7 protein-coding genes and 1 pseudogene are annotated in these 11,134 nt (G+C 55.8%); 5 read left to right on the plus strand and 3 right to left on the minus strand.

What is annotated here, in order from left to right:
- Window positions 1-147: pseudogene (locus ABWO67_RS16585) on the plus strand (NAD(P)-dependent alcohol dehydrogenase); the annotation flags it as partial.
- Here the strand turns inward: ABWO67_RS16585 and ABWO67_RS16590 are convergent.
- Window positions 144-761, minus strand: coding sequence for a TetR/AcrR family transcriptional regulator (locus tag ABWO67_RS16590; protein ID WP_353153536.1), 618 nt, complete (start codon window positions 759-761; stop codon window positions 144-146). The pseudogene ABWO67_RS16585 and the gene ABWO67_RS16590 overlap by 4 nt on opposite strands.
- 144 nt (window positions 762-905) lie before the next feature.
- Between ABWO67_RS16590 and ABWO67_RS16595 the strand changes: the two genes are divergently transcribed.
- From ABWO67_RS16595 to adeC, 3 genes are read left to right on the plus strand one after another with little or no spacing between them, the layout of a single operon-like run.
- Window positions 906-2,081 carry an efflux RND transporter periplasmic adaptor subunit gene (locus tag ABWO67_RS16595; RefSeq protein WP_353153539.1) on the plus strand — a complete coding sequence of 392 codons (1,176 nt, stop codon included), beginning with the start codon at window positions 906-908 and terminating at the stop codon, window positions 2,079-2,081.
- Between the two features lie 32 nt (window positions 2,082-2,113).
- On the plus strand, window positions 2,114-5,269 hold the full coding sequence (locus ABWO67_RS16600) for an efflux RND transporter permease subunit (RefSeq protein ID WP_353153542.1): 3,156 nt from the start codon (window positions 2,114-2,116) through the stop codon (window positions 5,267-5,269).
- Between the two features lies 1 nt (window position 5,270).
- Window positions 5,271-6,758, plus strand: coding sequence for an AdeC/AdeK/OprM family multidrug efflux complex outer membrane factor (adeC, locus tag ABWO67_RS16605; RefSeq protein WP_353153545.1), 1,488 nt, complete (start codon window positions 5,271-5,273; stop codon window positions 6,756-6,758).
- Here the strand turns inward: adeC and ABWO67_RS16610 are convergent.
- Entirely contained in the window at window positions 6,665-8,002 is a 1,338-nt protein-coding gene (locus ABWO67_RS16610) for a sensor histidine kinase (protein WP_353153548.1), read from the minus strand. The genes adeC and ABWO67_RS16610 overlap by 94 nt on opposite strands.
- The gene (locus tag ABWO67_RS16615; protein ID WP_353153550.1) at window positions 7,999-8,709 is read right to left on the minus strand and encodes a response regulator transcription factor; all 711 of its coding nucleotides are present in this window, start codon (window positions 8,707-8,709) and stop codon (window positions 7,999-8,001) included. Before ABWO67_RS16615 ends, ABWO67_RS16610 begins: the two co-directional genes overlap by 4 nt.
- 176 nt (window positions 8,710-8,885) lie before the next feature.
- On the opposite strand from ABWO67_RS16615, the gene ABWO67_RS16620 reads away from it, so the two are divergent.
- A partial coding sequence (locus tag ABWO67_RS16620; protein ID WP_353153553.1) for a TonB-dependent receptor occupies window positions 8,886-11,134 on the plus strand: 2,249 nt, incomplete at its 3' end.

The raw sequence follows: 11,134 nt of genomic DNA on the forward strand, positions 1-11,134 counted from the left end.
GAAATGCTCGATTTCTGCGCCGAAAAAGGTATCGTTGCCCAGATCGAGATGATTCCCATCCAGAAGATCGAAGAGGCATATGACCGCATGCAAAAGAGTGACATCAAATACCGGTTCGTGATCGACAATACGTCGTTGTCGGCTTAAGCCACAGAGCTGCTTTGCACGATGCCATAAGCGCGAAGAAAAACATTCACGATGTAGCAGGCCTTGCGCTCGGCTTCGGCATCGCTCATTTCGCAACTTGCGCCCAGCAGGTTGCAAATCAAATCAGTGTGGCAAAGATCGCGCAAGTGCATAGCCATCATGTCCGGGTCTGCGACAGGCAAATTTCCTTGCTCCATTTCGCGGCGCAGAACGTCGGCAATTTCCAGCCAGGGTTCGTGCGTACCCATTTCATAGAAGCGTCGGCCAATGTCCGAGGTGTTGCCCACCGAGATGGCGACCCTTAATATTTGTATGGTTTCCGCTGAGTTAATCAACTTCAGCAACGAAACGACAAAAGTGTGCAATTGGGTGGTGAGGTCGTCCGACTGTTGCAGAAGGAGCCGAACCTCTTGGGCATATCTGTCTGCGGAGGCCAGCATGGCTTCGAGCAGCAATTCTTCTTTGGAAGAAAAGTGGTTGTATAGCGTTGCCTTTGATCCACCGACCCGAGCCGCTATCTGAGACATTGACGCCGCGTCGAATCCCACCTCGCGAAATAGCGCTAATGCAACATCCAATATAGCGTCGTGGCGGGTGGCACTTTTCACTTTCATCGTTTTATCCATATTTATAGTACCGACCCGTACAGTTTTGCTTGACGGGGTAACTTTGTCAAGTATAAACTGACCGTACTGTACAGTATTGAGTGGATGCATTGCCGTCCCATTTCGCAAACAAAAAATCGAGTCCTAATCCTGATGAAGCCTTACCACGCCCACCCGCTACTTAAAGCACTCGCGATAGCTTCCAGTGCGATTCTCGTTGCCGCCTGCAGTAAACCGGCCGCAGAACCAGTCGCCGCAGTTCCTGAAGTCACTGTACAAACCATCGCTTCTCAGTCGGTGTCGCTGACCACCGAACTGGCGGGGCGCACAAGCGCCTATCTCGTTTCCGAGGTTCGGCCGCAAGTTGGCGGCATCGTCAAAAAAAGGCTTTTCAAGGAAGGCAGCGATATCAAGGCGGGTGAAACGCTGTACGAGATCGATCCGGCCACCTACCGGGCTAATCACAATAGCGCCAAGGCTGCTCTGGCCAAAGCGCAGGCCAATCTGAAGGTCGTCAGCTTAAGGGCAGCTCGTTACAAAGAACTGGTCAAGATCGACGCTGTCAGCAAACAGGATAACGATCAGGCAGTCGCTGAGTTGCTCCAGGCTCAAGCCGACTTGGCTTCGGCCCGTGCGGCGCTGGACATGGCAGCCATCAACCTCGGCTATACCGACATCAAGGCGCCTATCTCTGGGCGTATTGGTCAGTCGGCCATCACCCCGGGCGCATTGTTGTCGGCCAATCAGGCCACACCGTTGGCCAAGATTCAACAGCTTGATCCCATTTACGTCGATGTGACGCAGTCCAGCGTCGATTTGCTGCGTTTACGCAATGCGTTGGCGTCTGGTTCTCTGACCAGCAGCGATCAGGCGCGCGCCAACGTCCAATTGGTACTGGAAGACGGAACGGTCTACAGCCACAGAGGCGAATTGCAGTTTTCAGACGTGTCCGTAGACCCCGGTACGGGCATGGTGACCTTGCGCGCTGTATTTCCTAATCCCGATCTGCAGTTGTTGCCAGGCATGTATGTGCGCGCGGTGCTGGAAGAGGGCGTGCGTGAGCAGGCCATCCTGGTGCCACAGCAAGGCGTGACCCGGGATTCCAAGGGGGGCGCCACAGCGCTGCTCGTCAATGCCGAAGGCAAGGTGGAGGCCCGTGCACTGACTGCTTCGCGCACAATAGGCGACCAATGGCTGGTTGAAGCGGGCATTGAAGCCGGCGAGCGTGTCATCGTCGAGGGTGTGCAGAAGGTACGCCCCGGGCTTGCCGTTAACGCCGTTGAAATGGCCGCTCCGGTTGATATTGCCACCGTTACGTCCGCAGGTTAATCGACCGATACCTCCCCAGGAATATACAGACTATGTCACGATTTTTTATTGATCGTCCGATCTTCGCATGGGTAATCGCGTTAGTGATTATGCTGGCGGGCGGGCTATCCATTTTAGGTTTGCCGGTTGCGCAGTATCCCAGCATTGCGCCGCCTCAAGTAACGATTTCGGCTACCTACCCAGGTGCGTCGGCCCAGACGCTGCAAGATACGGTGACGCAGGTCATCGAGCAGCAAATGAAGGGCATCGATGGCATGAATTACATGTCATCGACCAGCGACTCATCTGGCAGCATGAATATCACGATTACCTTCGAAGCCGGAGTGGATCCTGATATTGCCCAGGTGCAGGTGCAGAACAAACTGTCCATCGCCACCCCGATGCTGCCCCAAGAGGTTCAGCGCCAGGGCGTTATCGTGACCAAGTCAACCGCCAACTTCATTATGGTGGCGGCTCTGATCTCGGAAGACGGCAAAATGACCGCCACCGATCTGGGCGATTACGCTCAGGCCAATCTGCGTGACCCCATGAGCCGCGTTGAAGGAGTGGGTGAAGTGCAGGTGTTCGGCAGCCAGTACTCCATGCGGGTATGGCTCGATCCAAACAAACTGTATAGCTACAACCTGGTTCCCGCGGATGTCGTGACCGCGATCCAGGCGCAGAACGCGCAGGTATCGGCGGGGCAATTGGGCGCTACGCCTTCCGTGCCCGGACAGCAAATCAATGCCACGATTACCTCGCAAACCTTGCTGCAAACGCCTGAAGAGTTTGGCGCAGTACTGCTGCGCACTACGCCGGATGGCGCTTCGGTCAGGTTGCGTGATGTTGCTCGCATTGAAATGGGTAGCGAAAACTACAATGTGGTGGCTCGCTACAACGGCATGCCGTCTGCCGGCCTGGGGTTCAAGCTGGCGACAGGCGCCAATGCGCTTGATACGGCGCAAGCGATCAAAAGCCAGATAAGCGAACTGGAAAAGTCTTTCCCCGATGGCATGAAATCGGTGATTGCATTTGACACGACGCCCTTCGTTGAAGTGTCAATTTCAGGCGTGGTCTCTACCCTGATCGAGGCCATTATTTTGGTCTTCCTGGTGATGTATCTGTTTTTGCAAAACATCAGGGCCACGATCATTCCTACGATTGCCGTACCGGTGGTTTTGCTGGGTACCTTCGGCATTCTGGCCGCCTTCGGTTTTTCCATTAACACGCTGACCTTGTTCGGCGTGGTGCTGTCGATAGGCTTGCTGGTCGATGATGCCATTGTGGTGGTCGAAAACGTTGAGCGCTTAATGACTGAAGAGGGCTTGTCGCCGTTAGAGGCCACTCGCAAGTCCATGGATCAGATTACCGGCGCACTGGTCGGCATCGGTCTGGTAATCTCGGCTGTGTTGGTGCCGATGGCTTTTTTTGGCGGCTCCACAGGGGTCATCTACCGTCAGTTTTCCATTACGATTGTGTCCGCCATGGGGCTGTCCGTCCTGGTGGCCATTATCCTGACGCCGGCGCTTTGCGCAACGATGCTCAAGCCGGTGGTCAAGGGCGAGCATGCCCCTCGCGGGCGATTTTTTACCTGGTTCAACCGTACCTTTGAGCGCGGCACGCTGAAGTATCAGTCTGCGGTTGGTCGGATCATCGCGCGCAGTACCCGTTATTTATTCATTTTCCTGGCGCTCATAGTCGTTGCCGTCGTGCTGTTTCTTAGAATGCCTACATCCTTCTTGCCCGACGAGGATCAAGGCATCTTATTTACCCAAGTATTGCTGCCCGCTGGCGCGACCCAGGAACGTACGTTGGCATCGCTCGATAAAGTGGATGCGTATTTTTCGGAGAAGGAAAAAGACAATGTGGAATCGGTCTTTACCGTGGCCGGTTTCAGCTTTGCTGGCGCAGGGCAGAATACGGGACTGGGCTTTATACGGTTAAAAGACTGGGACGAGCGCCCGGGCTCGGAAAACGGCGCTATGGCAATTGCCGATCGCGCAATGGGCGCGCTGTCACAAATCAAAGATGGGATTGTCTATGCCTTCGCACCGCCTGCTGTGCTTGAACTGGGCAATGCCAAGGGCTTTGACATGTATCTGCAAGATAGCGCCGGCCAGGGGCACGAGCAACTGACCCAGGCGCGCAACCAGTTGCTTGGCTTGGCTGCGCAGAATCCGAACCTGATTGCGGTGCGCCCCAACGGACAGGACGACACGCCGCAGTATCGAATCGAAATCGATCAGGCCAAGGCGGGGGCTTTGGGGCTAAGCATGGATCAGGTCAACAGTACGCTGTCCAGCGCTTGGGGCGGTGTCTATGTCAACGATTTTATCGATAAAGGTCGAATCAAAAAGGTATATGTGCAAGCCGAAGCAAATTCGCGCATGGTGCCCGAAGACCTTCAAAAATGGTATGCCCGCAATGCGTCCGGTGAGATGGTGCCGTTCTCGGCCTTCGCAACAGCGCGTTGGGAGTATGGGTCGCCACGTCTGGAACGGTATAACGGCATTCCTGCCATGCAGATTCAGGGCGAACCTGCCCCTGGCGTGAGTTCGGGCGATGCCATGGCGGCCATCGAGGAAATCGCAGCACAACTGCCGCCGGGCTTTAGCGTCGAATGGACGGGCTTGTCTTATCAGGAACGCATGTCTGGATCGCAGGCGCCTGCTCTTTATGCCATTTCATTGATTGTTGTCTTCCTGTGTCTGGCGGCGTTGTATGAAAGCTGGTCGATTCCGTTCGCCGTGATGCTGGTGGTGCCATTAGGTGTGCTCGGCGCGCTGATGGCTGCGACCGGCCGAGGCATGTCGAATGACGTGTACTTCCAGGTGGGGCTACTGGTAACGATTGGGTTGGCAGCCAAGAACGCCATCATGATTGTTGAGTTCGCCCGGGATCTGATGGACGAGGGGATGGGCCTGGTCGAGGCGGCGCTCGAGGCGGCAAAACTGCGCTTGCGGCCTATTTTAATGACCTCGATCGCCTTCGGACTTGGGGTGCTTCCGTTGGCCATCAAGACCGGCGCCGGTTCAGGCAGCCAGAATGCCATTGGCACGGGGGTGCTGGGTGGGACGATAGCGGCGACCGTATTAGGTATCTTCTTTATTCCTATGTTCTTTGTCGTGGTGCGAAAACTGTTCTCCAAGAAAAAAGCAGACGTTCCATCGTCTGGTCCCGCCGCAACGCCATCGACCAACGAGATCTAATATGAAACACTTAACTTTGGCATCCCTGGCGGCGGCGCTGCTGTTGGCCGGCTGCACCAGCATGGCACCCACCTATGAGCGGCCGGCTTTGCCGACAGACGCCGCATGGCCGACGGGGCCAGCTTATAAAACGCCTGCAGACGCTTCGGCGGCAACGCAGGCGCAGCCCGTCGCCGACATAGCCTGGCAAGATTTCATCACTGATGAAAAACTCAAGAAAGTTGTTGGGTTGGCGCTGGAAAATAACCGGGACTTGCGCGTTGCCGCGCTCAATATCGAGCGTGCGCGGGCGCAGTACCAAATACAAAGAGCGGACTCCTTTCCGTCTATCGGGATAAGCGGCGAGGGCACCAGCCAGCGCATGCCTGCAGACGTTTCTCCTACAGGCCAGGCGGGTATCAGCCGCCAATACAGCGCGGGCATAGGAACAAGCGCGTACGAGCTGGACTTGTTCGGTCGTGTGCGCAGCCTGAACAATGAAGCCTTGCAACGCTATTTGGCAACCGAGGAGTCGCGCAAGACAGTGCAACTGTCCCTGGTGGCAGAAGTGGCCAACGCGTACTTGACGCTAGGTGCAGATCAAGAGCGCCTGCGGTTGGCACAGCAAACGCTGGAAAGCCAGAAAAAATCCTATGAACTGACAAGTCGCAGCCACGAACTGGGTGTGGCGTCGCTGCTCGATCTACGACAGGCCCAGACGCTGGTGGAGTCGGCGCGCGTCGATGTTGCAAGGTTTACCAGCCAGATTGCGCAGGATAACAATGCATTGACCTTGTTGGTGGGCGGGCAACTATCGAGCGATATGCTGCCCGAGGCGCAAAACGACGGCCGCGTCACGCTGGCGGAACTGAATGCGGGTGTGCCGTCCGAGGTCTTGCTGCGCCGTCCTGATGTATTACAGGCTGAACGTTTGCTGCAAGCGGCCAATGCCAACATCGGGGCTGCGCGAGCCGCATTTTTTCCTCGTATCAGTTTGACCGCATCAGCAGGCACCACCAGCAATGCGCTATCCAACCTTTTTGATGGTGGCACGGGTTTCTGGACCTTTATCCCGCAACTGAACCTGCCTATATTCGAGGGCGGGCGCAATCGCGCGAACCTGAAGGTGTCAAACGTGGATCGCGATATTGCTCAGGCGCAGTATGAAAAGGCAATTCAAAGCGCTTTTAGCGAGGTGGCTAATGCGTTGGCACAGCGCGGCACGCTTGACGATCAGCTTGCCGCGCAAACTGCGTTGGTTCAGGCTTCAATGGATAGTCATCGTCTTTCAGACGCCCGTTATCGCCGGGGTATCGATAGTTATTTGAATGTACTTGATGCGCAGCGTAGCCTTTATTCAGCCCAGCAAGATCTGATTACGCTGCGCCTGACGAAGAACAGCAATCATGTGACGGTTTATAAAGTCTTGGGCGGTGGCTGGAACGTCAGTATGAAGGACACCCCGCTGGACTCCCGTGGGCGGGAGTCCAATTCCAGGGTCCAGCCCTGAATGGCGCATGCGCGCTCTGCAATTGCCAGTCCCAGTCCCGCCTCTGCATGACGAGGCGGGTGCTGCCTGGCGGGCATCATGTCTACCCGGCGCCCACTGTAGTATCGATCAAATATGTGTGGTGAGTCGGCGGGACTGACTCCGGGGCCATCATCGTTCAGAATCAATCCATGCTCGATGGAAGAAACTTCAAAATTGCAGGGAGCGGCATGCTGAATCGCGTTACTCACGATGTTTCTGATGACCGTCTGCAGCATGTGCCGATTCAGGGTCTCGCAGTGCTTATCTTTCACCAGGTTGTGCAGCGCCAGTTTTCTGGCGCCTGCGTCAGCCTCCATGCTGATGAAGACATCATCGACACAGTCTTTGAGAGAGACTCGTTCATATTCGCCCTGATCCGCTTGGGCCAGGTGATAGGTCGCTTCCAGGCTTGCCGTGATTTGATCTGCCGAACGAATGATTCGTTCCAGTCGCAGTGTGACGTCCGGATTTGAAGCCGGGCTGCGCTTGGCCAACTCGGCATCGGTTCTGATCAGTGATAGGGGGCCTCTGACCTCGTGGTTAAAGTTGGACGAGAATTCCTTTTGGTCCGCAAGCGCCAAATCAACGCGATCCTGCATCCGATTGAACGCTTCAGTAAGCTGCAATCCTTCGTTCGAATGTAGTCCGAGCACCTGGGGCTTGCCCGGCGCCCATCGTGAAAGGTGGGCGGTGATGGCCACGATAGGCTGCACGGCCCACTTTGCCAGCCGGCGGGCGCACAGATATGCAAAGACAATGAAAATCAACGCAATGGCCAGCATTGCCAAACCAAAGTCCTGAGTCAATACTTCGGAATTCAACGTGTCATACATGACATAGAAGCGTCCGTCCCGTGCTTTTACGACCATGACGTGCCAGGCGCGACCCTCGGCGTTAAGCCTGCTTAGCCCATCGGGAAGCGATCGTAGGGCCGCAGGCAAGGTCAGCGCGCGTACCGTGTCGCTCTCGGCCCAGGCATGCATGGAAGGACCTAGTTGCCGTTCAAAAGGCTCCTCCCATTTACTTGCTTCGGGCGAGATTTTTTGTTCAAGTCTTACCGCTTCGGTTTCGACCAGCGAATCTATCATGCGTTCGCCCATCGTCTTGTGGATTTCGTACGCGGTAAAGCAGACGGCAAGGACAGCTATAGCGACAAGTGCCGTCAGCGCGAAGGTGACCCGGGATACGAGGGAATGTTTACTGGAATTCCGTTGCCCAGTCACTCTTGCTCTCCGTGCAGTCGCCAGCCGCTGCCGCTGACGGTCTCGATTCCGGTGTAGCCGTTCTCGGCAAGTGTTTTCCGCAGAATATGAATCTGGCTGCGCAGAGCGTCCGAGTGCGGGACCTCTTGCCTCCACAGAGCGTGCTCCAGACTTTCACGGGTAATAAGACGACCGGGATGCTTAAGCAGCAACTCGAGGATTTGCATTCCCTTCTTTGGGAGATGAATTTCCTTCTCGCCGATCCAGACTTGTTGGTTGCGCACCGACATGCGCAAGGCGCCATGAACCAGCTCGGACAAGAAGCCCGACACATTGTCCGCCCTTCGCAGAAGCGCCTTGATTCTGAGAGTGAGCTCTCCCAGCGCGAAGGGCTTGGTCAAATAATCGTCGGCCCCTACGGTGAAGCCTGTCTTTTTTTCCTCCAGCGTACTTCGGGCGGTCAGGAATATGACGGGAATCGACGATCTCAAGGTTTCACGCAGATGAGATATAACGCGATAACCGTCAACACCAGGAAGCCCGATATCCAGGACCAGGAGGTCGAATTTTCTTTCCGTGATGGCATGCATCGCCATCGTGCCGTCGTAGACCACGTCTACCAGAAAGCCTTCCTGCTCCAACGCTGTCAGCACGTTATGAGCCAGGGGGGCATCGTCCTCGACGACCAGGATCGAATAGGCGGAATAGTAGGAAGTGTCTTTGTTCATGTTGTTTGTTGGCGCGTATTGAAACTTGACGGTGGCTTGACGAACGTATCTCTACACTCCGAACGCGAATCGATCTTATTATCGTCTTCGCTCTAGTTTAACGTGATTTGGTCTTGCCCCGCTGTTCCCGCAGTGCGTTGGCATTCTTTGCATTAATTATCTGAAAAGGAACATTTATGTCAGCAGGAAGGGTGCCTGGTCTTCAGGAAGGTGTTTGCCTGATTCCCAAGGAATCGTTTGACGGAGCTTTCCGCAAATCGATGTTGGCCTCCGCAGTAGTGGGGGGAGCGATGGCGATGAATCCCGCTTTGGCGCAGAACGCGACGGGAGCCGGCGTGCATGACTTGTCGCCGGTCACCGTTCAAGGTCAGGCTGTCAGCGACTATCGAACGCCTGACGAAGCCAGCTCGCCCAAACTCACGGCCCCTCTGCTTGATACCCCTCGTACGATTACCGTCATACCGGAAGAACTTATCAAGGATCGCGGCGCAACCTCGCTGCAAGACGTCCTCAGGACGACGCCAGGCATTACCTTGGGCTCGGGAGAGGGCGGTACACCTACTGGCGACCGGCCCTTCATCCGAGGCTATGAAGCCAGCACCGACATCTTCGTTGATGGCGTGCGAGACTATGCAAGGGGCTCCCACGAGACCTTCAATCTGGAGTCCGTCGAGATTATCAAGGGGCCAAGCTCGGCCTACACTGGACGTGGCGGTACGGGCGGAAGCATCAACCTGGAAACAAAGACACCCAAACCGTATGATTTTTTCGAGGTGTCGGCCGGTTTCGGCAACGCGCATCAGTGGCGCACGACGGTCGATGGCAACGTTGCCTTCAATGAAACGTCGGCGTTCCGGCTCAATATGATGAAGATGGGCGGAGATGTCCCGGGCCGCGACGGCGTTACCGTAGACCGCTGGGGTATTGCGCCTTCGCTGTCCTTTGGACTGGGCACGCCGACGCGCGTTACGCTGAGCTATTCGCATATCGAAAATAACGACATGCCGGATCTGGGCATCCCTTTCGCGAATAAAGCCCGGCCGGATCGCACTACGCCTCCCGAAGTAGACCGGGACAATTTCTACGGCCGGCACAATGTGGACTTTCGCGAGAATGTCGTTGATATGGCTACAGCAAGGATAGAACACGACATCGCGGATAACCTGACGGTGCGCAATACGACACGCTACGGCAAAGCCCTTAACCACTATTTGATGACCAGGCCATCGTTCGATAATTGCACGGCCAGCAGCGGCCCGCCTTGCAGTACTGAAGGGCCCGGGGCACAGTTCGCCCGTAGCGATCGCGCACGCTGGCGCAGCTCGGAATCGTTGCTGAACCAGACGGATTTGTTCGGGAAATTCAGGACCGGCTCGCTCAAGCACAGCTTTGCGGCTGGTGTGGAAATAAGCCAGGAAGACATCTACACGAAGGCGATGTCCGGGCTGCCGTACGACAATTTCCCTGGCAAACGCGAACTCGACAGCCTGTATAACCCAAATCCGAATGGGCAGTACGCGCACAACTTTACCTATGGGCCCAAGAACAAGGATGGCGACATCAAGACACGATCGGCCTATTTCCTTGATACCGTTGAATTGAATGACCGCTGGTCGGTCAACCTTGGCCTGCGTTACGACAACTACCACGTCGATAACATGCAGGATGCGCGCTCGGACAACTTCCTTAATTATCAATTAGGTCTTGTCTACAAGCCAGCTCCCAACGGCAGCGTTTACGTGTCGTTCGCGACTTCCTCGAACCCATCCGGAGAGAATCTAGGCCAGGCAGGGGGCGCCGACGGCCCCGCGGGCGGTGCGGCGATCAACGATTTGAAGCCTGAACGCAGCCGTAGCTGGGAACTGGGGACCAAATGGGATTTCCTGAATGACAATTTATCGTTCACATCCGCGATCTTCGAAACCCGCAAGACCGATGCGCGCTCCACTGATCCGCTTACTGGCGACGTTAGCTTGAGCGGAAACAACCGGGTGCGAGGCGTGGAATTCGGCCTGACGGGCTCCATTACAAACAAATGGGATGTCTGGGCCGGCTACACCTATCTTGATCCCAAGATCACCAAGTACCGCAGCGGTTCCAACGTTTTTGATGGCAACCAGATAAAGTTCATCGCCAAGCAAAGCGCGACACTCTGGACGACATATAAAGTGCTGCCCGCTGTGACGGTTGGCGGTGGTGTTTCATACGTGGGTTCGCGTTACGTCGACGATGCCAACAAGTATGAGCTGCCTTCGCATGTACGCTACGATGCCATGGCGCGCTACGACATCGACAAGCGGTTTGCGCTCCAGCTGAACGTCAATAATATTTCCGACACCGAGGTATATGACGCGTCCCACGTCGGTATTTTTGCCAACGTAGGGGCTGGGCGGTCTTACATGCTGACAGCGACGTATCGTTATGA

The sequence above is a fragment of the Pollutimonas bauzanensis genome (assembly GCF_040393045.1).
GTDB classification, from domain to species: Bacteria; Pseudomonadota; Gammaproteobacteria; order Burkholderiales; family Burkholderiaceae_B; genus Pollutimonas; species Pollutimonas bauzanensis_A.

Coding starts and splice junctions, on each gene's coding strand:
- adeC (WP_353153545.1), top strand. CDS start 5,271: ATGAAACACTTAACTTTGGCATCCCTGGCGGCGGCGCTGCTGTTGGCC.
- ABWO67_RS16590 (WP_353153536.1), bottom strand. CDS start 761: ATGAAAGTGAAAAGTGCCACCCGCCACGACGCTATATTGGATGTTGCA.
- ABWO67_RS16600 (WP_353153542.1), top strand. CDS start 2,114: ATGTCACGATTTTTTATTGATCGTCCGATCTTCGCATGGGTAATCGCG.
- ABWO67_RS16595 (WP_353153539.1), top strand. CDS start 906: ATGAAGCCTTACCACGCCCACCCGCTACTTAAAGCACTCGCGATAGCT.
- ABWO67_RS16615 (WP_353153550.1), bottom strand. CDS start 8,709: ATGAACAAAGACACTTCCTACTATTCCGCCTATTCGATCCTGGTCGTC.